27 protein-coding genes are annotated in these 25,275 nt (G+C 74.7%); 19 read left to right on the top strand and 8 right to left on the bottom strand.

Annotated features, from left to right (window positions below):
- Window position 1: 1 nt before the first annotated feature.
- The 6 genes from ABT014_RS26145 (at window position 2) to ABT014_RS26120 (ending at window position 6,955) form a co-directional block, all read left to right on the top strand.
- A complete protein-coding gene (locus ABT014_RS26145) occupies window positions 2-1,345 on the top strand; it encodes an O-antigen ligase family protein (RefSeq protein WP_350641633.1) in 1,344 nt (447 codons plus the stop codon).
- Window positions 1,342-3,090, top strand: coding sequence for a lipid II flippase MurJ (locus ABT014_RS26140; protein ID WP_350641632.1), 1,749 nt, complete (start codon window positions 1,342-1,344; stop codon window positions 3,088-3,090). The genes ABT014_RS26145 and ABT014_RS26140 overlap by 4 nt, the downstream gene beginning before the upstream one ends.
- Entirely contained in the window at window positions 3,080-3,880 is an 801-nt protein-coding gene (locus ABT014_RS26135; protein ID WP_350641631.1) for a polysaccharide deacetylase family protein, read from the top strand. The genes ABT014_RS26140 and ABT014_RS26135 overlap by 11 nt, the downstream gene beginning before the upstream one ends.
- Window positions 3,877-5,049 carry a glycosyltransferase gene (locus tag ABT014_RS26130; RefSeq protein WP_350641630.1) on the top strand — a complete coding sequence of 391 codons (1,173 nt, stop codon included), beginning with the start codon at window positions 3,877-3,879 and terminating at the stop codon, window positions 5,047-5,049. Before ABT014_RS26135 ends, ABT014_RS26130 begins: the two co-directional genes overlap by 4 nt.
- 68 nt (window positions 5,050-5,117) lie before the next feature.
- Window positions 5,118-5,801: a Wzz/FepE/Etk N-terminal domain-containing protein gene (locus tag ABT014_RS26125; protein ID WP_350641629.1), complete on the top strand. Its 684-nt coding sequence runs from the start codon at window positions 5,118-5,120 to the stop codon at window positions 5,799-5,801.
- The gene (locus ABT014_RS26120) at window positions 5,798-6,955 is read left to right on the top strand and encodes a GNAT family N-acetyltransferase (protein ID WP_350641628.1); all 1,158 of its coding nucleotides are present in this window, start codon (window positions 5,798-5,800) and stop codon (window positions 6,953-6,955) included. The genes ABT014_RS26125 and ABT014_RS26120 overlap by 4 nt, the downstream gene beginning before the upstream one ends.
- Here the strand turns inward: ABT014_RS26120 and ABT014_RS26115 are convergent.
- Complete coding sequence (locus tag ABT014_RS26115; RefSeq protein WP_350641627.1) at window positions 6,932-8,032, bottom strand: glycoside hydrolase family 26 protein; 1,101 nt, start codon at window positions 8,030-8,032, stop codon at window positions 6,932-6,934. The two genes, ABT014_RS26120 and ABT014_RS26115, sit on opposite strands and share 24 nt — an antisense overlap.
- A 392-nt stretch (window positions 8,033-8,424) precedes the next feature.
- Here ABT014_RS26115 and ABT014_RS26110 point away from each other — a divergent pair, with 392 nt between their 5' ends.
- The 9 genes from ABT014_RS26110 (at window position 8,425) to ABT014_RS26070 (ending at window position 15,385) form a co-directional block, all read left to right on the top strand.
- Window positions 8,425-9,342, top strand: coding sequence for a PQQ-binding-like beta-propeller repeat protein (locus ABT014_RS26110; protein ID WP_350641626.1), 918 nt, complete (start codon window positions 8,425-8,427; stop codon window positions 9,340-9,342).
- Between the two features lie 195 nt (window positions 9,343-9,537).
- Window positions 9,538-11,136: an ABC-F family ATP-binding cassette domain-containing protein gene (locus tag ABT014_RS26105; protein ID WP_350641625.1), complete on the top strand. Its 1,599-nt coding sequence runs from the start codon at window positions 9,538-9,540 to the stop codon at window positions 11,134-11,136.
- A gap of 391 nt (window positions 11,137-11,527) precedes the next feature.
- A complete protein-coding gene (locus tag ABT014_RS26100; protein ID WP_350641624.1) occupies window positions 11,528-11,761 on the top strand; it encodes a helix-turn-helix domain-containing protein in 234 nt (77 codons plus the stop codon).
- A 267-nt stretch (window positions 11,762-12,028) separates the two neighbouring features.
- Window positions 12,029-12,835: an enoyl-CoA hydratase/isomerase family protein gene (locus ABT014_RS26095; protein WP_350641623.1), complete on the top strand. Its 807-nt coding sequence runs from the start codon at window positions 12,029-12,031 to the stop codon at window positions 12,833-12,835.
- Window positions 12,836-13,059: 224 nt separating this feature from the next.
- Window positions 13,060-13,536 carry an Asp23/Gls24 family envelope stress response protein gene (locus ABT014_RS26090; RefSeq protein ID WP_350641622.1) on the top strand — a complete coding sequence of 159 codons (477 nt, stop codon included), beginning with the start codon at window positions 13,060-13,062 and terminating at the stop codon, window positions 13,534-13,536.
- A 22-nt stretch (window positions 13,537-13,558) separates the two neighbouring features.
- Window positions 13,559-13,750 carry a hypothetical protein gene (locus ABT014_RS26085; protein WP_350641621.1) on the top strand — a complete coding sequence of 64 codons (192 nt, stop codon included), beginning with the start codon at window positions 13,559-13,561 and terminating at the stop codon, window positions 13,748-13,750.
- Window positions 13,750-14,103 (top strand): hypothetical protein, encoded by a 354-nt coding sequence (locus tag ABT014_RS26080; RefSeq protein WP_350641620.1) that lies wholly within the window; start codon window positions 13,750-13,752, stop codon window positions 14,101-14,103. The genes ABT014_RS26085 and ABT014_RS26080 overlap by 1 nt, the downstream gene beginning before the upstream one ends.
- Window positions 14,100-14,768, top strand: coding sequence for a DUF6286 domain-containing protein (locus ABT014_RS26075; protein ID WP_350641619.1), 669 nt, complete (start codon window positions 14,100-14,102; stop codon window positions 14,766-14,768). Before ABT014_RS26080 ends, ABT014_RS26075 begins: the two co-directional genes overlap by 4 nt.
- Window positions 14,765-15,385, top strand: a complete 621-nt coding sequence (locus tag ABT014_RS26070) for an alkaline shock response membrane anchor protein AmaP (protein ID WP_350641618.1) — start codon at window positions 14,765-14,767, stop codon at window positions 15,383-15,385. Before ABT014_RS26075 ends, ABT014_RS26070 begins: the two co-directional genes overlap by 4 nt.
- Before the next feature lie 7 nt (window positions 15,386-15,392).
- Here the strand turns inward: ABT014_RS26070 and ABT014_RS26065 are convergent, their stop codons facing one another.
- From ABT014_RS26065 to ABT014_RS26045, 5 genes are all read right to left on the bottom strand, one after another.
- Complete coding sequence (locus tag ABT014_RS26065; RefSeq protein WP_350641617.1) at window positions 15,393-16,154, bottom strand: SDR family oxidoreductase; 762 nt, start codon at window positions 16,152-16,154, stop codon at window positions 15,393-15,395.
- Window positions 16,155-16,191: 37 nt separating this feature from the next.
- Window positions 16,192-17,022, bottom strand: a complete 831-nt coding sequence (nadE, locus tag ABT014_RS26060; protein ID WP_350641616.1) for an NAD(+) synthase — start codon at window positions 17,020-17,022, stop codon at window positions 16,192-16,194.
- 119 nt (window positions 17,023-17,141) lie between these two features.
- Window positions 17,142-17,786 (bottom strand): maleylpyruvate isomerase N-terminal domain-containing protein, encoded by a 645-nt coding sequence (locus tag ABT014_RS26055; protein WP_350641615.1) that lies wholly within the window; start codon window positions 17,784-17,786, stop codon window positions 17,142-17,144.
- A gap of 30 nt (window positions 17,787-17,816) precedes the next feature.
- A complete protein-coding gene (locus ABT014_RS26050; protein ID WP_350641614.1) occupies window positions 17,817-18,617 on the bottom strand; it encodes an SURF1 family cytochrome oxidase biogenesis protein in 801 nt (266 codons plus the stop codon).
- A 32-nt stretch (window positions 18,618-18,649) separates the two neighbouring features.
- Window positions 18,650-19,642 carry a DEDDh family exonuclease gene (locus ABT014_RS26045; protein WP_350641613.1) on the bottom strand — a complete coding sequence of 331 codons (993 nt, stop codon included), beginning with the start codon at window positions 19,640-19,642 and terminating at the stop codon, window positions 18,650-18,652.
- A 167-nt stretch (window positions 19,643-19,809) separates the two neighbouring features.
- Here ABT014_RS26045 and ABT014_RS26040 point away from each other — a divergent pair, with 167 nt between their 5' ends.
- The 4 genes from ABT014_RS26040 to moaA all read left to right on the top strand — a co-directional run bounded on the left by ABT014_RS26040 (window position 19,810) and on the right by moaA (window position 24,212).
- Window positions 19,810-20,853, top strand: a complete 1,044-nt coding sequence (locus tag ABT014_RS26040) for a zinc-dependent alcohol dehydrogenase family protein (protein ID WP_350641612.1) — start codon at window positions 19,810-19,812, stop codon at window positions 20,851-20,853.
- Window positions 20,854-21,103: 250 nt separating this feature from the next.
- Window positions 21,104-21,505, top strand: a complete 402-nt coding sequence (locus ABT014_RS26035; protein ID WP_350641611.1) for a DUF485 domain-containing protein — start codon at window positions 21,104-21,106, stop codon at window positions 21,503-21,505.
- Window positions 21,502-23,121, top strand: coding sequence for a monocarboxylic acid transporter (locus ABT014_RS26030; protein ID WP_350641610.1), 1,620 nt, complete (start codon window positions 21,502-21,504; stop codon window positions 23,119-23,121). Before ABT014_RS26035 ends, ABT014_RS26030 begins: the two co-directional genes overlap by 4 nt.
- 101 nt (window positions 23,122-23,222) lie before the next feature.
- Complete coding sequence (moaA, locus tag ABT014_RS26025; RefSeq protein ID WP_350641609.1) at window positions 23,223-24,212, top strand: GTP 3',8-cyclase MoaA; 990 nt, start codon at window positions 23,223-23,225, stop codon at window positions 24,210-24,212.
- 31 nt (window positions 24,213-24,243) lie between these two features.
- On the opposite strand, the gene ABT014_RS26020 is transcribed toward moaA, so the two are convergent.
- Together ABT014_RS26020 and ABT014_RS26015 are read right to left on the bottom strand one after the other, a co-directional pair.
- On the bottom strand, window positions 24,244-24,489 hold the full coding sequence (locus ABT014_RS26020) for a hypothetical protein (protein WP_350641608.1): 246 nt from the start codon (window positions 24,487-24,489) through the stop codon (window positions 24,244-24,246).
- 284 nt (window positions 24,490-24,773) lie between these two features.
- Window positions 24,774-25,124: a DUF3099 domain-containing protein gene (locus ABT014_RS26015; protein WP_350641607.1), complete on the bottom strand. Its 351-nt coding sequence runs from the start codon at window positions 25,122-25,124 to the stop codon at window positions 24,774-24,776.
- Window positions 25,125-25,275: the final 151 nt, after the last annotated feature.

Below are 25,275 nucleotides of genomic sequence, written 5' to 3'. Positions count from 1 at the left end.
GATGGCCCTGACCCTCCAGCGGCCCGGCCTGCGGCAGGGCCTGACCGTCCGCCGGCTGGCCGGCATAGTGATCGCGCGGCCCAGCCTGGCGGCCGCCGCCACCGTCCTGCTGGTCTGCGTGCCGACCGGCGAGAAGGACGTCGCCGCCGCCGTCCACGTCACCCCGGCCGACCTCGCCTCGCTGGCCCTGGTCGGGCTGGTCTCGGTGGACCTGCTGCGCGGCCGGATCCGCCGGCTGGACCGCACGGCCTGCCTGCTGTTCGGCGGGATCGTGCTGGCGGCGGCCGCCGCCACGCTCGGCTCGATCGACCCGGACACCAGCCTCACCGGCTTCGTCCGGCTGGTCCAGGTCTTCGTCCTGGTCCCCGCCGCCGTGCTGGGCGCCCTGCGGGACCGCCGCGACCTGCGGATCGTGCTCGGCGCCTTCGTCACCGCCGCCCTGGTCGAGGGCGCGGTCGGCGCCCACCAGTACCTGACCCGCACCGGAGCCTCGTACACCGGCCAGCCGATCCGTGCGGTCGGCACCTTCGGGGCGCTGGACATCATGGGGATGTCCACCGTGGTCAGCTTCGGCCTGCTGGCCGCACTCGCGCTGGCGCTCGGCGAGCGCGGCCCCGGCGGCAACCGCCGGCTGCGGCTGGCGATGGCCGGCGCCGCCGCCTTCCTGGCCTTCCCGCTCGCCGTCTCCTTCAGCCGGGGCAGCTGGATCGCCTGCGGCGTGGCCGCCACCGTGCTGCTGCTGCGGGCCGACGCCCGGCTCGCGGTGCGCGGTGCGGTGCTGGCGGCCGCCGCGGCCGTGGTGCTGGTCGGCGGGCTCGGCCTCGGCGCCTCCGGGGTCACCGAACGGCTCAGCAGCATCGGCTCGGTCTCCGCCGCCCCCGACCAGTCGGTCAGCGACCGCTACGACCTGTGGACCACGGCCGGCCGGATCTGGCAGGACCACCCGATCACCGGCGCCGGCCCCAAGGCGTTCCAGCGGCTGCGCGACAGCCACGCCCCGCTGCGGCTCTCCTCCGGCAGCGACGCGGCCGACGCCACCATCGGCTTCCAGCGCGAACCGCTGCTCTCCCCGCACAACATGTACTTCCTGGTGCTCAGCGAGCAGGGCCTGGTCGGCATCGTCGCCTACGCCGCGCTCTTCCTCGCCCTGCTCCTCGGCTGCCTGCGCCGGGCCCGCGCGGCCGGCCCGGACCTGGCCGCGCTCGCCCTGCTGTGCTGGGTCACGGTCGACTTCCTCTACGCCGACATCGGCGGTACCACCACGGTGCTGACCTCGGTGGTGCTGGGCCTGGCCGCCCGGTCCGCCCTGCCCGGACCGGACTCCCGCGGAGCGTACGCCGAATGACCACCGACCAGCCCGCCCCGGCGGTCGCCCCGGCCGTCGTCCCGCCGGCCCGCTCGGCCGGGCCGTCCGGAGCCGGGCCGGCCGCGGGCGGGCCGGCCGCCCCCGTCCGCCGGGGCTTCCTGGCCAAGGCCTTCGGGGTCACCGCCCTGCTGAGCGCGGCCGGCTCCGCCCTCGGACTGCTCCGCGACCTGCTGCTGGCCCGCTACTTCGGGGCCAACCAGGGCACCGACGCCTTCCTGGTGGCCTGGACGGTGCCGGAGACGGCGGCTCCGCTGCTGATCGAGGACGCGATGGCGTTCCTGATGGTGCCGGCCTTCAGCCTGGCCCTGGTGCTGCGCGAGGAGCGGCCCGAAGGACCGGACCCGGTGCGGCAGTTGGTCCGGGCAACGCTGCCCTGGCTGCTGCTCGCGCTGTGCGCGCTCTCGGTCGCCGCCGGGCTCGGCGCCCCCCAGCTGGTCGCCCTGCTCGCCCCCGGGCTGGCCGATCCGGGGCTGGCCGTCAGCTGCACCCGGATCACCGCGTTCAGCGTGCTGCCGTTCGGGGTGGCCGGCTACCTCGGTTCGGCGCTGCGCGCCCACCACCGCTTCACCGCCCCCGCCTCCATCTACGTGGCCTACAACCTCGGCATCCTGGCCGTGCTGCTGGCCGGGCAGGCCGCGTGGGGGGTCCGTTCGGCCGCCCTCGGGGTGGCGTTCGGCAGCGTGCTGATGGCCGGGGTGCTGGTGGCCCCGTTCCTGCGGCGGCTGCGCCCGGCGCAGGGGCGGCGCCAGGCCCGCGCCGCCGCCGGGCCGGGCGGCGGGCTGGTGCTGATCCCGCTGGCGATGCTCCCGGTGGCCGCCTTCACGCTCACCCGGCAGGCCCAGGTGTTCATCGAGCGCTACCTCGGCTCCGGCCTGCCGCCGGGCACCATCTCGCACCTCAACTACGCCGCCAAGGTCTCCCAACTCGCCATGACCGCAGGCATCCTGATCGTCACGGTGACCTTCCCGCTGGTCGCCAGGGCGCTCGCCGCCGGCGATCTGACGGCGGCCCGCGACCGGGTCGAGAAGGACCTCGGGCAGGCCGCCGCGGTGGTGCTGCTGGGCACCGCGTTCCTGATGGCCTGCGCCCCGTCGGTGGTCGCGCTGCTCTTCCAGCGCGGTGCGTTCGGGGCGCACGACACCGCCGCCACCGCCGCCGTGATCCGGGTCTACAGCTTCGGCCTGCCCGCCCAGGCGATGATCGGCGTGATGGTCCGCCCGTTCTTCTCGCTGCGTCCGGTGGTCCGCCGGGCCGACGACCCGAAGAGCGACGACGGCGGCCGCCGGCTGCTCGACTGGTACCCGGTCGCCGCGATGGCCTTCGGCCTGCTGGTCACCGTCGGGGTCGGCCTCGCCGCCACCCCGGACTTCGGCGCGCTGGGACTGGCGGCCGGCAACGCGGCCGGCATCACCGCCACCGCCGCGCTGCTGCTGCGCGGGCTGCTGCTGCGCGGCATCGCCCTGCGGCTGTCCCTGGTGCTGACCGGCCAGGCCCGGCTGCTCGTCGCCGGGGTGGCGGCCGCCGGCGCCGGCGCGCTCGCCGCCGGCCTCGCCGGCAACCCGCTGCTCTCCACCCTGATCGGCGGCGCCGTCGTGGTCCTGGTCTACGCCGCCCTCGGCACCGCGCTCGGCGCCGCCGAGCTGCGCGGCCCGGTCCTCGCCCTCGCCCGCGCCCTGAACCCCACCGCCACGGCCGCTGAAGGGAAGCTGCCCCATGGACGCTGAACCCGCCCGGCATCCGCTCCTGCCGGCCCAGTCGGCCGGGGCGGGGCCGGCCCCCTGGATCCTGATGTACCACTCGGTGGCCGACGAGGAGGAGGATCCGTACCTGCTCACCGTCAGCCCGCAGCGGTTCGCCGCCCAGATGGACTGGCTGCACCGCACCGGCCGGCGCGGCGTCAGCGTCCGCGAGCTGCTGCGCGCCCGCCGGGCCGGCCGGGCCGCCGGACTGGTCGGCCTGACCTTCGACGACGGCTACGCCGACTTCGCCCGGCACGCCGTCCCGGTGCTCCGCGAGTACGGCTTCACCGCCACCGCGTACGTGGTGCCCGACCTGCTCGGCACCGAGAACGGCTGGGACTCCGAAGGCCCGCGCAAGAAGCTGCTGACCGTCGACCAGGTCACCGAACTCGCCGGCGCCGGCTGGGAGATCGGCTCGCACGGGCTCGGCCACCAGGCGCTGCCGGGGATGCCCGCCGAGGTGCTCGCCACCCAGTGCCGGGAGAGCCGCCGGGCCCTGGAGGAACTGGTCGGCGGCCCGGTCACCGGCTTCTGCTACCCGTACGGCGCGGTGGACCTGCCGGCCGCCCGAGCGGTCCGCGACGCCGGCTACGACTACGCCTGCGCGATCCAGCACTCGGTGCTCACCGGCCGGTTCGCGCTGCCGCGCTGCTACGTGGGCGACCGCGACGGCGCCCTGCGGCTGCTCGCCAAGCACGGCCGGCACCGCCTGCGGGACGCCGTCACCGGCCTGCGCCGCAGCAACCTGGTCCGGCCGCGCGGGGAGTGGGCATGAAGATCCTGCACGTGATCACCGGTCTCGCCTCCGGCGGCGCCGAGCGCCAGCTCCAGCTGGTGCTCAAGCACCTGCCGCCCGAGCACCGCTGCGAGGTCGCCACCCTCACCAACCCCGGCACGGTCGCCACCGCCCTGCGCGCCGACGGCGTCACCGTGCACGACCTGGCGATGCGCGGCAACCGCGACCTCGCTGTACTGCCCCGGCTCACCCGGCTGATCCGGGCCGGCGGCTACGACCTGGTGCACACCCACCTCTACCGGGCCGGTCTGTACGGCCGGCTGGCGGCCCGGCTGGCCGGGGTGCGCACGGTGGTGGCCACCGAGCACTCGCTGCACGCCGGGGTGATCGAGGGCCGCCCCACCTCCCGCGGCGTCCGGGCGCTCTACCTCGGGGCCGAGCGCCTCGGCACCGTCACGGTGGCCGTCTCCGCGCAGGTCGCGGGCACCCTGAAGGACTGGGGCGTGCCGCCCGCCCGGGTCGAACTGCTGCCGAACGGCATCGACGCGGCCCGGTACGCGCTGCCCACCGCCTCCCGGTACGCCCTGCGGCAGAACCTGCGGACCGCACTCGGCCTGCCCCAGCAGGCCTGGGTGGTGGGCGCGGTGGGCCGGCTGGTGCCGGGCAAGCGGTTCGAGGTGCTGATCGACGTGCTGGCCGAACTGCGCAAGGTGGCCGAGCGCCACCCGGCGCTGCGTGAGCCCCGGCTGCTGCTGGTCGGCGCCGGCCCCGAGGCCGCCGCCCTGGAGCAGCGGGCCGAACGCCTCGGCGTGCGCGACCTGTTGCTGCTCGCCGGGGAGCGCGAGGACGTCCCGGACCTGCTGACCGCGATGGACGTGCTGGCCGCCCCCTCGGCCGAGGAGACCTTCGGCCTGACCGTGCTGGAGGCGCTGGCGGCCGGTCTGCCGGTGTGCCACAGCGCCTGCCCCGCGCTGGACGAACTCGGCCCGCAGGCCGCGCCGGAGGCCGTCCGGCTGCCGTCCGAGCCGGCCGCCTACACCGCCGCGCTGTGCGAGCTGTGGGGCCGGCGCAGCGCCGCGCTGCCGCAGCCGCCGGCGGTCGCGCACTACGACATCGCCCGGATCGCCGTCCAGCTGGGCCGGCTCTACGACCGGCTCGGCCCGGCCGGCGCCGCCCACCAGGACCGGGCCGCCGGCGCCCGGGTCTGAACCAACCACCAGCCAAACCGTGCGGCGGGCCGGTCCCGGGCCCGCCGCGTCGATCCGAGGAGTCATCGATGTCCGATCTGCGCCAGAGCGCCCGTGCGCTGGCCCGCCGCTGGTGGCCGGTGGCGGTCGCCGTTCCGCTGGGGGCCGTGGCCGGGCTCGGCTACGCGGCCGTCTCGCACCCCTCGTACGCCGCCGACTCGTACGTGGTGGTGGTCCCGCAGAACTCGGGGGAGGGGGCCACGGCGGTCAACTTCGCCCAGGCCTACGGCCGGCTGGCCGGGCAGCCGCAGGTGCTGGCCGGCGCCGCGGCGGAGTCCGGGCACAGCATCGCCGACCTGGCCGAGCTGGTCAGCGGCACCACCTCGCCGGACGCCCCGGTGATCGACATCACCGGGACCGGGCCCCGGCCCGAGCAGGCGGTCCGGGCGGCCGACGCGGTCGCCAGGTCGCTGATCGCGTTCGCCAACACCAGCAGCAAGGAGACCGGCGTGCGGCTGGTCCCGCTGGCGGCCGCCGCCGAGCCGGACCGGCCCACCACGCCGTCCGCCGAGCTGGACACCGGGGTCGGTGCCGCCGCCGGTGTGCTGGTCGGCGCGCTGGTGATGATGACCCGCCGGCGCGGCGGGCCGCAGGACGCGGCCGGGCAGCCGGCCCCGCCGCACCAGCGCGGCGCCGCCCCGCAGGAGGAGGCCGCCGGCGTCGCGACGCCGGAGCAGCGGCCCGCCGCCGAGCGGGCGGGGAGCACCCGATGACCACCGGGACCGCCGCGGTCGGCCTGCCCGGCCAGGCCCGCGGGGCGGTCTGGACCACCGAGGTGCACCGGGCCGACGACACCCTGGACCGGCTCGCGGCGGAGTGGGACGAGCTGGCGGCCCGCTGCCGCACGGCCACCCCCTTCCAGGCCGCCGGCTGGCTGGCCTCCTGGTGGCGGCACTACGGCCGGCCGGGCGCCCTGGTCGTGGTGCTGGTCCGCCGGGACGGCCGGCTGGCCGGCGCCGCCGCCCTGCAGCGCCGCGGCCGCCTCGGCGGCCTGACCAACCTCGGCGGCGGCCTGGTGGACTTCACCGACGTGCTGCTGGACGACGGCTGCGCCGACCGCGCCGCCGCCGAGCTGGCCGCCGCCCTGCCGCTGCGCCGCCCCTGGCACAGCCTGGAGCTGCGCGAGGTGCACCCGCAGGCCGCGCTGCAGCAGGTCTTCGCGGCCTGGCCGGGGCGCCGGCACCGGTTCGAGGACTCACTCTGCCAGTACCTGCCGGCGGTGCCGATGGAGGAGCTGCTCAAGCGGCTGCCGGGCAAGACGGCCCAGCGCAGCCGGGTGAAGCAGCGCAAGATCGCCGAGTCCGGGGTGGTGGTCCGGGCGACCACGCCGGAGGAGGTGCCGCAGGCGGTCCGCGAGCTGCTGCGGCTGCACGTCCTGCAGTGGCAGGACCGCGGGGTCACCCCCGAGCACCGCACGGCCCGGTTCGCGGCGCACCTGACCGAGTCCACCACGAGCCAGGTGGCGGGCGGCCGGGCGGCCATGCACCGGTACTGGCTGGACGGCGAGCTGGTGGCGGTCAACCTGCTGGTGCTCTGTCCGTCGTTCGGGGGCCTCTACATGTACGGCGCGCACCCGGCGCTGCGCGAGCGCCTGGACATCGCCGGGCTGCTGTTCGGGGTCGCGCTGGACGAGGTCCGGCAGGCCGAGATCCCGGTGCTCAGCCTGCTGCGCGGCCAGGAGCCGTACAAGCAGCGCTGGCGGCCGGACCAGCTGCACAACCAGCGGCTGGTGCTGGGGCCCGGCCGGCTGGCCCCGGCGGCCGTGGTCCGGGCGGCCCGGGTCCGGCTGCGGCACGCCGCGGTGGGGGTGCTGCGCAGCCGGCTGCCCCGGCTCAAGGCTGCGCTAGTGGCCCGTCGCCTGCGGTGAGGCGGCGGCCGGCGGCCTGACCGCCGCTCCCGCCGGGACGCCCGGCGAGGCCGACATCAGCTGCTTGAACCGGGCGGCCGATTTCGGGTTGCGGTTGCAGGCCCAGAAGCCGTGCGGGCAGTAGTCGGTGAGGGTCTGGTACGCGGTGTCGTGGGTGCGCATCCACTCCACCATCCGCTCCACGAAGACCGGGTTGTCGCCGTTGCGGAACAGGCCCCACTCCGGGTACGACACCGGCTTGCCGCGCTTGGCGGCGAACTCGACCTGGTCCTGCAGCCCGTACGGCTCGTTCACGTACTCGTCGAAGGTGGCGCCGGCGGGCTGGTCGTAGCTGTCCATGCCGATGATGTCCACCACGTCGTCGCCGGGGTAGCAGCGGGTCCACGGGATGGCGTCCAGGCCCCGGGTGGGGGTGAAGTCGAAGGTGAAGTGCTGGCCGGGCACCGAGCGCATCACGCCGACGATCCGGCGCCAGTAGGCCTTCCAGGCGGTCGGGTCTGGGCGGCAGCGGCTGGTGTAGGTGACGCCGTTCATCTCCCAGCCCAGGGTGATCACGGTGTCGCCGCCGCCGAGCGCGGTGAGCTTGCGGGCCAGCTTGAGGAAGTGCGCGTCGAACTCGCCCTTGTTGCCGCGGGCCAGCAGCCGGGCCACCTCGGAGTCGGGGGTGTTGTTCTCGTTGGGCACCAGCATCGGGACGCCGAGCACGAGCTTGCGGGACGGGTCGGCCTGCCGCCACTGCGACCACAGACCCAGCACCGCCGGGTCGCCCTCGACGTCGTTCCACCCGTTGCCGGCCAGGTAGGTGTGGCCGACCTGCATGTTGGCGCCGTCCAGCCAGCGGGCCATCTTGGCGATGTTCGGGATGTAGGTGTCCCAGGAGCCGACGAAGGCGCCGAACGGCACCTCGTGACTGCTGCGCCGCACCACCGGCCGCGGCGCGGCGCCGCGTGGCTGGATCGAGTCCGAGGAGAGCAGCGCGTGGCGCTCGGCCCGGCTCAGCGGTGTCCCGGACGGGACGCTCGCGGTGGTCACCAGCAGCAGCGCGGTGGCGGCCAGCGCCAGGCGGCCGAGTCGCATGGGGGCTTCCTCCGGGACGGCGGGGGGACGGCAGACCCGACAGTACGGCCCCAAGCCATCTGAAAAGCCTCATGTCACTCAAAAGTGGCAGGTCGTACTGACGAACGGCAGTGACGGGTCGTCAGGACCGCCGGGATGTGCCACATCACCCGGTCCGCCGGTGCCCCCGCCGATCCGCCGCCCGGCCCTTCGTCGGCGAACCGCCTCCGGTATCACCTCTGTAACAGTCGGCGCGCGGCGGCGGCCCGGACACCGGCCCCGGCGGCCGCTTATCGCCCGCTGACAACCGCAGGTGAACGGTGCCGCGCCGGCGCCCGGCGGCGCTGCCCGTCCGCCCCCGGGAGCGGCCGCGTCGAGCTGACGGACATCCGTGCGGACGGTACGCTCCGCCCGTGTCCTGGAATCCGCTGCGCAGCCTCTCACCCCGGTCGGCCCTCCCCGCTGTCGCCGTGCTGGTGGTCCTCGGCGCGGGCGCGGCGGCGCACGCCAACCGGCCGGTGCCGTTCGGCGACCGGGTGGCCGAGCCCGGCGGCGCGGACGCCAGCCCGGTCGGCGCGCAGTCCTTGGACACCGGCGGCATGGAGCTGAAGGTCGGTCCGGGCCTGGAGGCGTACGACCCGACCACCGGCGGGCACCTGTGGTCGTACCGCCGGGAGGGTGCGACCGCCCTCCAGCTGGCGATGGCCGGCGAGAACGCCGTGGTGCTCTGGGACGACGGCATGGTCACCTCGGTCCGCCCGAGCGACCACTCGGTGCGCTGGCACCGGGCCGTGCCGGGGCTGGCCGACTGGCTGCGCGCCGACGGCGAGCCGGGCGCTGCCGACCGGCCCGAGGCCGAGCGGCGGGCCACCGCGGTCAAGCGGGCCGCCGCCGCGCTCCAGACCGTCTCGGTGGAGGAGTCCTGGGTGGCCGTCGTCACCCCTTCGCTCACCATGGGCTTCCGCGACCGCGACGGCGACCTGCGGTTCAACTCCCGCCCGCCGACCGGCTGCACCTTCGACCCGCTGCGCACGGTGCACACCGAGGACGCGGTTCTCATCCCGCGCAGCTGCACCAGTGACGACACCGGCCGGGCGCTGCCGGGCGGGATCAGCGTCTTCCAGCTCGACGGTGGCCAGACCGCGCTGCTCAGCGCCGGCCCGGACGTCCTGCTGCACGCGCTCGACGCGCACCGGGTGACCGTCGACGACGGCCCGATCGTGGGCAGCCACGTCTTCGACACCCGCAAGGGCGCCCCGGAGGCGCTCTGCGGCGCACCGGCCGCGCCGTTCGCCGCCGTCCCGGCCAAGGACGCCTGCCCCGCGAAGTGAGCCGGGCCGCCCGAGGGCCGGGCGGCACTCCTCCGGGCTCCGCCGGCGAGCCCGGTAGACTGGTCGGCATGGCTGTTCTCCCCGGGCATTAGCGCGCCACCCGGCAGGGCCCCGGTCGCCCCGCCGCCGTCCCGTGCGCAGCCCCCTCCCGCCCGGCCGCCGTGCCATGCCCACGTCTCAGGAGTAACCCCAGCCATGATTACCGCGAACGCCCTGGAGCTGCGCGCCGGCGCCCGCATCCTGATCGAGTCCGCCAGCTTCCGGATCGCCCCGGGCGACCGGATCGGCCTGGTCGGCCGCAACGGCGCGGGCAAGACCACGCTCACCAAGGTGCTGGCCGGTGAGGGCCTCCCGGCCGGCGGTACGGTCACCAACTCCGGCCAGGTCGGCTACCTCCCGCAGGACCCGCGCACCGGCGACCTCGACGTGCTCGCCCGGGACCGCATCCTGTCCGCCCGCGGCCTCGACTCGGTGCTGAAGAAGATGCGCGAGAACGAGGACCGGATGGCGAACGGCAAGGGCGCCACCCGCGACAAGGCGATGAAGAAGTACGCCACGCTGGAGACCGAGTTCCTCACCAAGGGCGGGTACGCCGCCGAGGCCGAGGCCGCCACCATCGCCGCCGCCCTCGGGCTGCCGGACCGCATCCTCGGCCAGCCGCTGCACACCCTCTCGGGTGGTCAGCGCCGCCGGGTCGAGCTGGCCCGGATCCTCTTCTCGGACGCCGACATCCTGCTGCTGGACGAGCCGACCAACCACCTGGACGCCGACTCGATCGCCTGGCTGCGCGACTTCCTGAAGACCTACAAGGGCGGGTTCATCGTGATCTCGCACGATGTCGACCTGGTCGAGACGGTCGTCAACAAGGTCTTCTACCTGGACGCCAACCGCGCCGCGATCGACGTCTACAACATGGGCTGGAAGCAGTACAAGCAGCAGCGCGAGGACGACGAGAAGCGCCGCAAGCGCGAGCGGGCCAACGCCGAGAAGAAGGCGGCCACGCTCAACTCGCAGGCCGACAAGATGCGGGCCAAGGCCACCAAGACCGTCGCCGCGCAGAACATGGCCCGCCGGGCCGAGAAGCTGCTCTCCGGTCTGGAGCAGGTCCGGGTCTCCGACAAGGTCGCCAAGCTCCGCTTCCCGGACCCGGCGCCGTGCGGCAAGACCCCGCTGACCGCCGAGGGCCTGTCCAAGTCCTACGGCTCGCTGGAGATCTTCACCGATGTCGGCCTGGCGATCGACCGCGGCTCGCGGGTGGTCATCCTCGGCCTCAACGGCGCCGGCAAGACCACCCTGCTGCGGATGCTGGCGGGCGTCGAGGAGCCGGACACCGGTGAGGTGATCGCGGGCCACGGCCTGAAGATCGGCTACTACGCCCAGGAGCACGAGACGCTCGACCCCGAGCGCAGCGTGCTGGAGAACATGCGCTCCGCGGCGCCGGACACGGACCTGGTGCAGATCCGCAAGATCCTCGGCTCCTTCCTGTTCTCCGGCGACGACGTCGACAAGCCGGCCGGGGTGCTCTCCGGTGGTGAGAAGACCCGTCTGGCGCTGGCCTCGCTGGTGGTCTCCAGCGCCAACGTGCTGCTGCTCGACGAGCCGACCAACAACCTCGACCCGGCCAGCCGCGAGGAGATCCTCGGCGCGCTGCGCTCGTTCAGCGGCGCCGTCGTGCTGGTCACCCACGACGAGGGCGCGGTGGACGCGCTCCAGCCGGAGCGGATCATCCTGCTGCCCGACGGCGTCGAGGACCTGTGGAGCCCCGCCTACCACGACCTGGTCTCGCTGGCCTGACCCGGCTCCGGCCCGGCCCGTCCGCCCCCGTACCCGCTGCCCCGGCCGCGGATGCGGGGGCGTCGGTCGTCCGGTCGGGGTAGACGCGAGATCCACTGTTCGGCCGAGAAGACCTCAGCTTCCGGGAACCGCGGGAATGCGCGCACCGGAGATTCCGTTGACAGCGGCCCGGTCGTGGTTTGCGGTCGGGCTGCCCGTGCTGATCAGCAGATTCACCCCCGACCCGGTCCGTGACAGGGGGCGCGTGCACCCTGTGTGAGCGCCCTTGTGCGGAGCGAGCACCACCGGCAGACTGCGCTTTCCCGGTATCGACCTTGTCGAATGGGTGGCCAGGAGCCTGGCTATGGGTGATCATGGGAATCTGACCGAGCACAGCTACGAGGAGGCACGGGTGGCCGAGACTCTGAAAAAGGGCAGCCGGGTGACAGGTGCCGCGCGTGAGAAGCTCGCGGCCGATCTGAAGAAGAAGTACGACTCCGGGGCGAGCATTCGCGCGCTGGCGGAGGAGACGGGCCGCTCCTACGGCTTCGTGCACCGCATGCTGAGCGAGTCCGGAGTGATCCTCCGGGGCCGCGGCGGTGCGACGCGTGGCAAGAGCAAGGTTACTGCCGCAGCAGGTTCCTGACTCTCCATCAGTTCCGTTCGGCGGTGTCGATCCGGATCGCCGTCCATGCTCTGCGCGCCTCGGGTGCGGCATCCGGGAAATGCGCAGTCGACAGTTCCAGACGTATCGGCGGACGGGTCTCCCGGGCCGCCGATCGTCATTTCCCGGTGGCACCGAAATCGCCGAATTCCGAGTGATCGGCGCTTGTTCCGAGCCGCCCCTGTCCGGGCGGCCGGCTCTTTGTTACTCTCCAGTAGGTTTCACTGTCCCCGTGCTGGAGGTATCCCCATGACCGTGCCCGCAGCCCTCCCCGACTCGTCGCAGTGGGAGCAGGCCGGCGTCCGGCTGGAGCTCGACGGCGAGCTGGCCCTGGTGACGCTCTGTCACCCGAAGCGGCGCAACGCCCAGACCCCGGCGATGTGGCGCGCGCTCGCCGCCGTCGGGCGCAGCCTGCCCGGCACCGTGCGCGTGGTGCTGCTGCGGGCCGAGGGCGTCTCCTTCTCCGCCGGGCTCGACCGGGCGATGTTCACCCCCGAGGGGATCCCCGGCGAGCGCACCTTCCTGGAACTCGCCGCCGACGGGGACAAGGAGCTGGACGCGGTCATCGCCGGCTACCAGGAGGCCTTCACCTGGTGGCGCCGGGCCGACCTGGTCTCGATCGCCGCCGTCCAGGGCCACGCGGTCGGCGCCGGCTTCCAGCTCGCGCTCGGCTGCGACCTGCGGGTGGTCGCCGACGACGTGCAGTTCGCGATGAAGGAGACCTCGCTCGGGCTGGTCCCCGACCTGGCCGGCACCAAGCCGCTCAGCGACCTGGTCGGCCCGGCCCGCACGCTGGAGATCTGCGCCACCGGCCGCTGGGTCGGCGCCGAGGAGGCCGTGGCCACCGGTCTCGCCAACCTGGCCGTGCCGGTCGCCGAGCTGGACGCCGCCGCCCGCGACCTGGCGGCCGCCCTGCTGGCCGCGCCGCGCAACGCGGTCGTCGAGACCAAGGCGCTGCTGCAGGGCGCCGGCGCCCGCACGCACGAGGAGCAGCAGGCCGCCGAGCGGGCGGCGCAGGCCCGCCGGCTGCGCGACCTGGCCGGCATCGGGGACTGAGCGCCTGCTCCCCGGGACGTCGGGAGGCCCGGTCGCCACGGCGGCCGGGCCTTCGGCGTGCCCGGGCGGTGGTCGTCGGGGTGCGGTCGGGGTCGGCTCCCGGGTTGCTCGGTGGTGCTCCGGGCTGCTCCGGGTGGGTTCGTGCGACGCGCGGGGCCGGTGGCGAAATGTCAGAGTTGGGGGTGATTTGCGATATAGCTGGACCGCGACCCCAGGAGAGCGCCATGCCGCAGACCCCGACCCCCGCCGACCTCCAGAAGAGTGCCACCGGGCACGGCGGCGACCCCATGGTCGACCGCGGCCGGACCGCGCTGGCGGTCGGCGTGGTGGAGAAGATCGCCGGGATGGCGGCCCGCGAGGTCTCCGGCATCCACGCGCTCGGCTCCGGCTTCACGCGTACCTTCGGGGCCGTCCGCGACCGGGTGCCCGGTGGCAAGTCGAGCATCGGCCGCGGGATCAAGGCCGAGGTCGGCGAGAAGCAGACGGCGATCGACATCGCCCTGGTGGTCGAGTACGGGGTGGTGATTCCCAGACTGGCGGCCGAGGTGCGGGCGAACATCATCGAGTCGGTGGAGCGGATGACCGGCCTGGAGGTCGTCGAGGTCAACATCGCCGTCAACGACGTCCACCTGCCCGACGAGCCGGACGAGCCCGAGGAGGAGGAGATCGGCTCCTCCGGCCGCCGCCCCCGGGTCCAGTAGGACCCGCAGACGAGGAGAACGGATGAATCTGGCGTTGGTGGGCCTGCTGGCCGGGATGGGGCTGGGCTTCGCCGGGTACTTCGGCGGCTTCGCCGCCTTCCTGCTGGTGGCCGTGCTGGGAGCGGCGGGGTTCGTGGCGGGCCGGGTGCTCGAGGGAGACCTGGACCTGCGCGACCTCGGTGAGCTGCTGCGCGGCCGCGACCGGCGGCGCTGATGGCCGCCACGGCAGCGCGGACGAACCCGACGGTCGCCGCCCAGCGCGGTGAACTGCGGGTCGCCGACCGGGTGTTCAGCAGCATCGCGGGGTACGCCGTCCGGCAGTCGCTGGCCGAGAGCTGGGCCGGGCGGGCCGACCGGGGCGCGCCGCCCAGGGTGTCGGTCCGGGTGGTGCAGGGCGTCGCCCGGATCACCCTGCACCTGGACCTGCCGTTCCCGGCCGACCTGGCCGAACTGGCCAGGACCGCCCGGGCGGCCGCCGCCGACCGGGTCGCCGAGCTGACCGGGACCCCGGTGGGCGACGTGGTCGTGGTGGTGGAGCGGCTGCTCCCGGTCGGGAACGTCCGGTGAGCACGGCGGTGGGCGCGCAGGGCGAGGCGGCCGATCCCGGGCGGCCGCGGTCGGCGCGGACCTGGCCGGCGCTGGTGGTCGTGCTGGTGGTGCTGGTGGTGGCCGGGGTGCTGCTCTTCGACGTGATCGCCGTCCGCACCGGGCACCAGGCCTGGCCGTGGCGGGTGGGCGCGGCCGGGCGGATCGCCGACCGCGGACGGGACGACCCGTGGGTGCTGGCGGGTGGCGGGGTGGTGCTGCTGCTCGGCGTGCTGCTGCTGTGGCTGGCGTTCGCGGCCGGCGAGCGGCGCTGGCTGCCGCTGCGGGAGCCGGGCGCGGTGATCGACCGGGCGGGGGTGGCCGCGCTGATCTCCGAGCGGGCGGGCCGGCTGCCCGAGGTGGACCGGGTCAGGGTGAAGGTCACCGCCCGGCGGACCAGGGTCACCATCGCCGGCGCCGCCGACCCGGCCGCGGTGCAGCGGGAGTTGCGGGAGGAGCTGGCCCGGATCCCGCTGGCCGTGCCCAACCGGCTCGACGTCCGCACCCGCGGGTACCGGCCGGCGCCTCCGCCTCCGGCTACCCCGGTTACCCCGGCTGCGCCTCCGCCCTTGCCGGAGCCCCCGGCCGCCGGGCCGGCGGCGGAGCAGGCGCCCGGGCGGGCGTCGGACGAGGAGGAGCGGGCATGAGCCGCGGCACGGTGAACCGGACGATCCTGGCGGTGGCCGGCGTGCTGCTGCTGGCGGGCGGGCTGCTGGTGCTGGCCGGCGGCCTGGACCTCTACGGCCGGGTGGGGTTGTCGATGCCGCACCGCTGGCCGCTGTTGGGCGCGGACCGGCCGCTGTTCGGCGGGGTGGCCCGGAGCCGGTGGGAGCACCGCAGCTGGTGGTGGCCGGTGGTGATCGCCGTGCTCGCGGTGCTGGTGGTCGGGGCACTGGCGTGGCTGGTCACCCAGCTGCGGCGCCGCGGCCCGGTCTCGGTCGAACTGCCCTCGCCCGCCCCGGCGACCACGCTGCGGGTGCGCGGCCGGGCGGTGGAGGAGGCGATCGAGACCGGCGCGGTGGCGCTGCCCGGGGTCGAGCGGGTGGCGGCCCGGCTGGACCACCGGCCCGGCCGCCCGGTGGTGCGGACCGCGATCCGGCTGACCACCGACGGCGGCCCGGCCGAACTGCTGGCGGGCTACCGGTCCGGCCCGCTGGCCGACGCCCGGGACAGCCTGGGGCTGGCCGCACTGGACTCCGAACTGCGGCTGCGGGTGGTCGCCGTCCGGCCCACCCGGGCGCGCAAGCGGGCCCGGGTGGTCTGACGGCGGCTCAGAGCCCGCGCAGTGCGCCGCCGTCCACCGGGACCATCACGCCGGTGAGGTAGGAGGCCGCGGGGGAGAGCAGGAAGGCCGCGACCCGGCCGAACTCCTCGGGGGTGCCGTAGCGGCCCAGCGGGATCGCCGCGTTGGCGCGGGCCCGGGCGGCCTCCGGGTCGCCGCCCAGGGCGTCCAGCTCGCGGACCCGGTCGGTGTCGATCCGGGCCGGGAGCAGTCCCACCACCCGGATGCCGCGCGGGCCGAGCTCGTCCGCCAGCGACTTGGCGGCCATCGCCAGGCCGGGGCGCAGCCCGTTGGAGACGCCGAGGCCGGGGATCGGCTCGCGCACCGAACCGGAGAGCACGAAGCCGATCACGCCGCCCTCGCCGAGTGCGGCGGCCGCGGCGCGGGCGATCCGCAGGGCGCCCAGGAAGACCGTCTCGAAGGAGCCCCGCCAGGCGTCGTCGCCGGTCAGCGAGACCGGGCCGGCGCCCGGGCCGCCGACGCTGATCAGGACGCCGTCGAAGCGGCCGAACCGCTCCCGGGCCGCCGCGATCAGCTGGTCGGGGGTGGCGGGGTCGGCGTTGTCGGCGACCACGCCGTGGGCCCGCTCGGGGCCGCCGAGTTCGGCGACGGCGGCGGCCACCGACTCCTTGCTCCGGCCGCTGAGCACCACCCGGGCGCCGTCGGCGACCAGTTCGCGGGCGGAGGCCAGGCCCAGGCCGCGGGTGGCGCCGGTGACCACGTACACCTTGTGCTGAAGTCCGAGATCCATGGGCCCATCCTGCCGGGTCGGAGGCGCCCGGGGTGGGTCAGGGGGCGATCGGCAGCTGCCGCTTGTGCTCGGTGAGCCGGTAGCGGTCGACGATGGCCTTGAAGGCGGCCTCCGCGACCGGCTTGCCCTCCAGGAAGTCGTCGATGTCGTTGTAGGTGACGCCGAGCGCGTCCTCGTCGGGCTTGCCCGGGTCCAGCGTCTCCAGGTCGGCGGTCGGGGTCTTGTGGACCAGCTCGGCCGGGGCGCCGAGGGCCTCGGCCACCGCCCGGACCCGCCGCTTGGTGAGGCCGGTGAGCGGGACCAGGTCGGCCGCGCCGTCGCCGAACTTGGTGAAGAACCCGGAGACCGCCTCGGCGGCGTGGTCGGTGCCGACCACCAGGCCGTCGTGCGCACCGGCCACCGCGTACTGGGCGATCATGCGCTGGCGGGCCTTGATGTTGCCGTGCACGAAGTCCTGGTGGTGCGGGTCGCGGAAGACCGTGCCGCCGGCCAGCGCGGCCTCGAGGGCGGCGTCACCGGCGGCCTTGATGTCGACGGTCAGCACCCGGTCGGGCCGGATGAACTCCAGGGCCAGCTGGGCGTGGTGCTCGTCCGCCTGGGTGCCGTAGGGCAGCCGCATGGCGAAGAAGGTGGCGTCCTGGCCGGTGGCGCGGACCCGCTCGACCGCGAGCTGGCACAGCCGCCCGGCGGTGGTGGAGTCGACCCCGCCGCTGATGCCGAGCACCAGCGAACGCAGACCGGTGGTGGTGAGCCGGTCGGCGAGGAAGGCCACCCGGCGCTCGATCTCCCGCTCGGCGTCGAAGGCCGTGCTCACCTGGAGATCCCGGGCGATCTCCTGCTGCAGGGAAGTGGACGCCGGGTCGGTCACGTGGGGCTCCTCGTTCGGGCCGGTGGGCGTGGCGGGGGACGCAAGCACTCTAGAGGACCCGCGCCGCTCCGCTCCGCGCAGCCTCGGCCGAGCAGCGGGCGACCCCCGTGGCGGCGGGCCTAGCCGCGGGGGCGGCCGTCCCAGCGCCAGGAGGTGGGGCGGGGGTGGCCGGGGAGGTCGCCGCGGCCGGTCGCCCAGCGCAGGGTCGGCCACGGGTCGGTGCCGGTCGGTGCGTCGGGGAAGAGCCGGGCCAGCACCCGGGCGCACAGGTCGGCCGGCGCGGTCCAGCTGAGCCCGAGGCCGAGCGCGAGGTCGTCGAGGTGGACCAGCACCTCGACCACGCCCATCGCGGCGAAGCCCTCCGGGTCGGACTCACCGTACGGGTGCCAGGCGCGCCGTTCGGCCGGGGTGGCCCGGACCACGGCTGCCAGCAGGCCGCCGCCGGCGTCCAGCACCCGCAGCAGTGCGGCGGTCCCCCGGGTCCGGTCCGCGGCGATCGCGTTGCGCGGGCCGCCGGGGCGGCGGGAGGTGAGCTCGAACGGGACGTGCCCGTCCAGCTGGGATTGAGCCGTGGTCAACTGTGCCGCGTAGCAGAAGAGATCGTCGGCCAGATGCTCGGTGGTCTCCCAGCAGTCCCACTCCAGCGGGCCCGCCGGCACGCTCCAGTCCGCCGAGCCGGCCCGGCCGAGCGTCTCGAGTGCCAGCGCGACCGAGAACTCGACATCGGTGGCGGTGACGGGCCCGGGCGGCAGGAGGTCAGGCATGCGGCAACCCTATCCGGCCGGGGCGCCCGGTCAGGCCTCGACCAGCTCGGGGTCGGCCGCCGCCTTCCGGGCCTCGGCCGCCCGCTCCGCGGCCTCGCGCCGGGCCAGGACCACCAGGCCCACCGGCACCAGGCCGCAGAACAGCCACCACTGCACGGCGTACGCCATGTGCGGGCCGATATCGGAGTGGTCGGGTTCGGCCAGTGCCTCCGGGCCGCCGGTGGCGGTCGGGTCGGTGGCGGCCAGCTCCAGGTAGCCGCCGAGCACCCGCTCGCCGCTCTCCCGGGCCTGCTGCCCGCTGTTGATCAGCTTGTACTGCCGCTCCGGCAGGCCGCCGCGGTCGCGGATGCCGCTGCTGGCGGTGGTCTCGTCGGCCCGCATCCGGCCGGTGACGGTGACCTGGCCGGCCGGCGGGGCCGGCACCGGCGGGTAGCTGGTGGCGTCGGCCGCGGAGTCCACCCAGCCCCGGTTCACCAGCACCACACCGGCGCCGTCCGCCAGCTTCAGGGGGGTGACCACGAAGTAGCCGATGCTGCTGCCGCCGGGCTCGGTCCGGCCGCGGACCACGAACTCGTGCGCCGGGTCGTACTGCCCGCTCGCGGTGACCGTCCGCCAGGTCAGCTCGCCGGGCACCGCGAAGCCGGGGGAGGGCGAGAGCGAGTCGAAGGCCACCGGCGGCGCGGTCAGGCTGCGGGCGATCAGCTCGTTGCGGGCGACCCGCGCCTCGTGCCGGTGCAGCTGCCAGAAACCCAGCCGGATCATGGCGGGGATCAGCAGCAGGGCGAACAGTGTGATGAACGCCCAGCGCCGGGAGAGCAGAAATCGGTACACACCCGGCACGCTACGCCCACCCGACACGCACGTCAGACACCGGGGTGCGGGACGACCTCGCGCAGCAGCTGGAGGAAGGCGTCCTCGCCCACCACCGGGGTGCCGTGCTCCCGGGCCTTGCGCGCCTTGCCGCTCCAGCTGCCCGGCTCGTTGGTGACCAGCAGGCTGGTGAGCCGGCTCACCGAGGACGCGATGTGCAGCCCCGCCTCGATCGCCCGGTCCTCCAGCAGCTCCCGGTCGGTGGCGGTGTCACCGGTGATCGCCACCCGCATGCCCTGCATCAGCGGCCGGCCGTCCGTCCAGCGGCCCGGGTTCGGGTACGGGCAGGCGGGCCGCTTGCGGGCCGGCCGGTACGAGGAGCTCCAGGAGCCGCGCTGCGCCGCCGGGGACTCCTGCTCGCCGAGGTCGGTGACGGCCACGCAGGCGGTCAGCGGCAGCGGCACGCCGGCCTGCCGGGCCAGCTGCAGGCTCGGCCGGAACACCTCGGCCAGCACCCGGGCGTCGTCCAGCGCGTTGTGCGCCTGGCGCTGCTGGACGCCGAAGTACGCGGCCAGCGAGGAGAGCTTGCCGTTGGGCAGCGGCAGCGCCAGGTCGCGGGCCAGCACCATGGTGCAGATCCGCTGCTCGACCGGGGCGCGCAGGCCGGCCCGGGAGTACTCGCGGGAGATCATGTTCCAGTCGAACAGCGCGTTGTGCGCCACCATCACCCGCCCGCTCAGCCGCTCCGCCAGCTGCTCGGCGATCTCCGGGAAGGTCGGTGCGTCGGCGAGCATCGCGCCGGTGAGTCCGTGGATCCAGACCGGGCCGGGGTCGCGCAGCGGATTCACCAGGGTGTACCAGTGGTCCGTCACCTCGCCGAGGGCGTCCAGCTGGTAGACGCCGGCGGAGATCACCCGGTCCGAACGGCCGAGCCCGGTGGTCTCGACGTCGACCACGGCGAAGCCCGGGCCGGGCTCCTCGGTGCGCTGCGCCGGGAACGGAACAGGCAGGGCGGAGCCGTCCCACGGTGACTGGATCGCGTGCATGGTCAACCAGCTTAAGCGCCGTCACCGGCGCCGGTGGCCGAACCGGGACGAGCGGTGGCGTGCGCCACACCCCGGAATAGAGTGGACGCCGGAGCAGTCGTACCAGCGAGCGAATCTCCCGACGCCGCCCGCACCCCGGGGCGGCGGACCCCTGCAAAGGACATCCCATGCGCGCCACCGTGATCCACGGCCCGAACGACATCCGGATCGAGGAGGTGCCCGACCCCCGGATCCAGCAGCCCACCGACGCGGTGGTGCGGGTGGTGAACGCCTGCATCTGCGGCAGCGACCTCTGGGCGTACCGGGGCGTGGCAGCCCGGCAGCCCGGCCAGCGGATCGGGCACGAGTTCCTCGGGGTGGTCGAGGAGACCGGCTCCGAGGTCAGCGGCTTCCGGCGCGGCGACCTGGTGGTGGCCCCGTTCGTGTGGTCCGACGGCACCTGCGACTACTGCCGGGACGGCCTGCAGACCTCCTGCCCGCACGGCGGCTTCTGGGGCTCGGTCGGCTCCGACGGCGGCCAGGGCGAGGCGGTCCGGGTCCCGTTCGCGGACGGCACCCTGGTCGCCCTGCCCAAGGAGGCGGCGGGCGACGCGAAGCTGCTGCCCAGCCTGCTGGCGCTGTCCGACGTGATGGCCACCGGTCACCACGCGGCGGTCAGCGCCGGGGTGCGGCCCGGGGCGACGGTCGCGGTGGTCGGTGACGGCGCGGTCGGCCTGTGCGGCGTGCTGGCCGCGCACCGGCTCGGCGCCGGCCGGGTGATCGCGCTCGGCCGCCACCGGGCCCGGACCGACATCGCCCGCAGGTTCGGCGCCACGGACGTGGTGGCCGAGCGCGGCGAGGCGGCGATCGAGGCGGTCAAGGAGCTGACCAAGGGTCAGGGCGCCCACGCGGTGCTGGAGGCGGTCGGCACCGAGGAGTCGATGCGCACCGCGATCTCCATCACCCGGGACGGCGGCTCGGTCGGCTACGTCGGGGTGCCGCACGGCGGCAGCGCGGGCGTGGACATCGGCCAGATGTTCGACCGGAACGTACAGCTGCGCGGCGGCGTCGCCCCCGCCCGCGCGTACATCCCGGACCTGCTGGCGGACGTGCTCTCCGGCGCCATCGAGCCGGGCCTGGTGTTCGACCGCACGGTCGACCTGGACGGGGTGCCCGACGGCTACCGCGCGATGGACGACCGCTCGGCGCTGAAGGTCCGGATCGCCTTCTGATCCGAGCCGCCCGACCCGCTCCCGATCGGGGCGCCACCGCAGGCCGGTGGCGCCCCGATCGGCGTTCCGGGCCGGTTCCCGGGCGTGTCCCGGGCGGTTTTCAGCCATGTGAGGTGTACATGCGACCGGTTCTGCGCGGGCTCTGGCCCGGACCGGCGGGCGGCCCTAGCATGCATCGGCATCCGGGACTGTGACGCCCCTCACGTCCGTTCGTTCCTCCAGTGCACCCGCTGACCACAGGAGATGCCGTATGGACAACCTTCCGACCGCCCGCCCGGCCCCGCCCGACGACCTCCGCGCCATCGAACGCACCGAGGAGTTCCAGCGGCTGCGCGGGTCCTTCCGGGGCTTCGCGTTCCCGGTGACCGCGGGCTTCATCCTCTGGTACCTGCTGTACGTGCTGCTCTCCTGCTACGCCCCCGGCTTCATGGCCACCAAGCTCTTCGGGCACGTCAACACCGCCCTGGCGCTCGGGCTGCTGCAGTTCGCCACCACCTTCGCGATCGCCGCCTGGTACGCGCGGTTCGCCGGCCGCCGGCTCGACCCCGCGGCCACCGCGATCCGCGAGGACGCCGGCCCGACCGGGCCGGACGGCCGGATCGCGCCCGCCGACCGCCCGCAGCCCGCCGACCGCACGGAGGCCGTCGAATGAGCACCACCCTGCTGGCCGCCGGCTCCGCGACCGAGCACCGCGGCCTGACCATGACGCTGTTCGGCATCTTCGTGCTGGCCACCCTCGGCATCACCGTCTGGGCCGGGCGGCAGACCAAGGACGCCTCCGACTTCTACGCCGGCGGCCGCGGCTTCACCGGCTTCCAGAACGGCCTGGCGATCTCCGGCGACTACATGTCCGCCGCCTCCTTCCTCGGCATCGCCGGCGCCATCGCGCTCTTCGGCTACGACGGCTTCCTCTACTCGATCGGCTTCCTGGTGGCCTGGCTGGTGGCGCTGCTGCTGGTCGCCGAGCCGCTGCGCAACTCCGGCCGCTACACCATGGCCGACGTGCTGGCCTTCCGGATGCGCCAGCGCCCGGTGCGGACCGCGGCCGGCATCTCCACCATCGTGGTGTCGATCTTCTACCTGCTGGCCCAGATGGTCGGCGCGGGCTCGCTGGTCGCGCTGCTGCTCGGCGTCAACGGCGACGCCGCCAAGCGCTGGACGGTGGTGGCGGTCGGCGCGCTGATGGTGGTCTACGTGGTGATCGGCGGGATGAAGGGCACCACCTGGGTGCAGATCGTCAAGGCGGTGCTGCTGATCGCGGGCGCCGCGCTGATGACCGTCCTGGTGCTCGCCAAGTACCACTTCAACATCTCCAGCCTGCTCGGCGCCGCGGCCGACGCCAGCGGCAAGGGCAGTTCCTTCCTGGAACCCGGGCTCAAGTACGGCGCCACCAACACCACCAAGCTGGACTTCCTCAGCCTCGGCCTCGCCCTGGTGCTGGGCACCGCGGGCCTGCCGCACATCCTGGTGCGCTTCTACACCGTGCCCACCGCGAAGGCGGCCCGGAAGTCGGTGCTCTGGGCGATCGGCATCATCGGCGGCTTCTACCTGATGACCCTGGCCCTCGGCTTCGGCGCCGCCGCGCTGGTCGGCCCCAAGACGATCAAGGCGTCCAATGCGGCGGGCAACACCGCGGCGCCGCTGCTCGCCGAGCACCTCGGTGGCGGCGCGGGCTCCACCGGCGGGGCGATCCTGCTCGCGGTGATCTCGGCGGTCGCCTTCGCCACCATCCTGGCCGTGGTGGCCGGGCTCACCCTGGCGTCCTCCGCCTCCTTCGCCCATGACCTGTACGCCAACGTCATCCGGCGCGGCCGGGCGAGCGAGCGGGAGGAGATCGGCTCGGCCAAACTGGCCGCGGTCGCGATCGGCGCGGTCGCCATCCTGCTGTCGATCTTCGCGGACAAGCTGAACACCGCGGCCCTGGTCGCCCTGGCCTTCGCGGTGGCCGCCTCGGCCAACCTGCCGACCCTGCTCTACTCGCTGTTCTGGAAGCGCTTCACCACGGCGGGCGCGGTCTGCTCGGTCTACGCCGGGCTGGTCAGCTCGGTGCTGCTGGTGGTCTTCTCCACCGTGGTCTCGGGCAAGCCGACCTCGCTGCTCCCGCACAGCGACTTCCACTGGTTCCCGCTGGAGAACCCCGGCCTGGTCTCCATCCCGATCGGTTTCCTGGCCGGCTGGATCGGCACCATGCTCTCCCGGGAGAGCGCCGACCCGGCGAAGTACGCTGAACTGGAGGTGCGCTCGCTGACCGGGCTGGGCGCCCACTGACCGATCGGCCCTTCGGCTGCCACCAGGCCCCTGCGGCTAAGCTGGCCCGGCCCGCCCGCCAGGCGGCCGGGCCTGCCGCGCGTCGAGGAAGGGAGCCCGTCATGCTGCTGGACACCTACGGCCGTCGGGCGGTCGACCTGCGGGTCTCCCTGACCGACCGGTGCAACCTGCGCTGCACCTACTGCATGCCCGAGGAGGGTCTGCAGTGGCTGGCCAAGCCCGAGCTGCTCACCGACGAGGAGATCGTCCGGCTGGTCTCGATCGCCGTGCGTGACCTGGGGGTGCGCGAGGTCCGCTTCACCGGCGGCGAGCCGATGCTCCGGCCGGGTCTGGTGTCGATCGTGGCCGCCTGCGCCGAGCTGGCGCCGCGCCCGGAGCTCTCCCTCACCACCAACGGCATCGGCCTGGCCCGGACCGCGACCGCGCTGCGGCAGGCCGGGCTCGACCGGGTCAACGTCTCGCTGGACACCCTGGACCCGGACACCTTCCACACCCTGACCCGGCGTCACCGCCACCAGGACGTGCTGGACGGCCTGGCCGCCGCCGAGGCCGCCGGGCTGACCCCGGTCAAGCTGAACGCCGTCCTGATGCGCGGGGTCAACGACCACGAGGCCGCCGACCTGCTGGCATGGTGCCTGCGGCACGGGTACGAGCTGCGCTTCATCGAGCAGATGCCGCTGGACGCCCAGCACGGCTGGGACCGGGCCCGGATGATCACCGCCGAGGAGATCCTCGACCGGCTGCGCGAGCGCTTCACGCTGACCCCCGAGGCCTCCGACGCCCGCGGCGCCGCGCCGGCCGAACGCTGGGTGGTGGACGGCGGCCCCGGCCGGGTCGGGGTGATCGCCTCGGTGACCCGCCCGTTCTGCCGCGCCTGCGACCGGACCCGGCTCACCGCCGACGGCCAGGTCCGCAACTGCCTGTTCGCCACCGAGGAGAGCGATCTGCGGGCGGCACTGCGCTCCGGGGCGGGCGACGCCGAGATCGGCGCGCTGTGGCGCCGCGCGATGTGGGGCAAGAAGGCGGGGGCCGGGATCGACGACCCCTCGTTCCACCAGCCCGACCGCCCGATGTCCGCGATCGGCGGCTGACGGCCGGGTCCGTGGGGGTGGGGCGCGCGTCTCAGCCCTCGAAGCCGGCGAGCGGGAGGACCTCCTTGAGGAAGCCCCGCACGCTCAGGAACTGCGACAGGTGCTCCCGGTGGTCGTCGCAGGCCAGCCAGGTCTTGCGGCGGTCCGGGGTGTGCAGCTTCGGGTTGTTCCACACCAGCACCCAGACGGCCGGCTGCCGGCAGCCCTTGCCGGAGCAGACCGGCGGGCCCTCGGGGCCGTCCGCCGGGCCGAAGAGTCCGAGCGAGGGGGTGTCCATGCTGAGTGCCGTCCCGGGATGTGCTGGCGGTGGTGTGCCCTGCCAGTCTCCCACCCGGCTGCGGCCGGACCGGATCCGGGCATGACGACGCCGGGCAGCCACGGGGGGAGCTGCCCGGCGTCGGTCTGTCGCTCCGACGGGGGATGCGGAGCGCTTACGCAGTATGGCACGGTCCTGACCCCCCGTGGGGAGCTCTTTCATGATTAATCTGAGGTTGCTCTGAGCTTTCCGCCGGTCAATCGGGTCGATAACCGGACAGACCAGGGTGAGAATCGGAGGAATTGTCAGTCCCTGGCGCGGCTCTCCGTCGCCCGTCCACCCCCACCGGTCCCACCGGGCCCCAGCATCAACGGGACCTCCGGCGGCACCGCGAAGGTGCTGGGCAGGCTGGGCGCCCGCTCCCGCCCGGCGTTGGCGATCAGTACCGCGAAGTACGGCAGCAGCACCCCGCCGGCCAGCGCCACGAAGGCGACGTAGCGCTGGACGTCCCAGAGCACCACCGCCAGCAGCACGCAGGCGGTGCGGATCAGCATCGAGATCACGTAGCGCCGCTGGCGCCCGCGGACGTCCTCGGAGAGGCTGGTCCGGGCCCCGGTGATCCGGATGACCCGACCGTCGTCCTCGCTCTTGCGCATGTGTACCGCCCTCGTCCGGCTCCGCACCCTCGGCCGGCTGCGGCCACTTCACGGTACGCCGCCGAACCGTCCGCGAGGAGACCGGGTGGGCGGCGAGTCCCGCCGGCCCGTGACCGCCGGGGTCTGCCGGTGCGGGTGGGGCCGGCGGGTC

It is taken from the genome of Kitasatospora sp. NPDC094015 (assembly GCF_040304075.1).
In the GTDB taxonomy this organism is placed as follows: domain Bacteria; phylum Actinomycetota; class Actinomycetes; order Streptomycetales; family Streptomycetaceae; genus Kitasatospora.
This window is presented reverse-complemented; position numbering and strand designations above follow the sequence as displayed.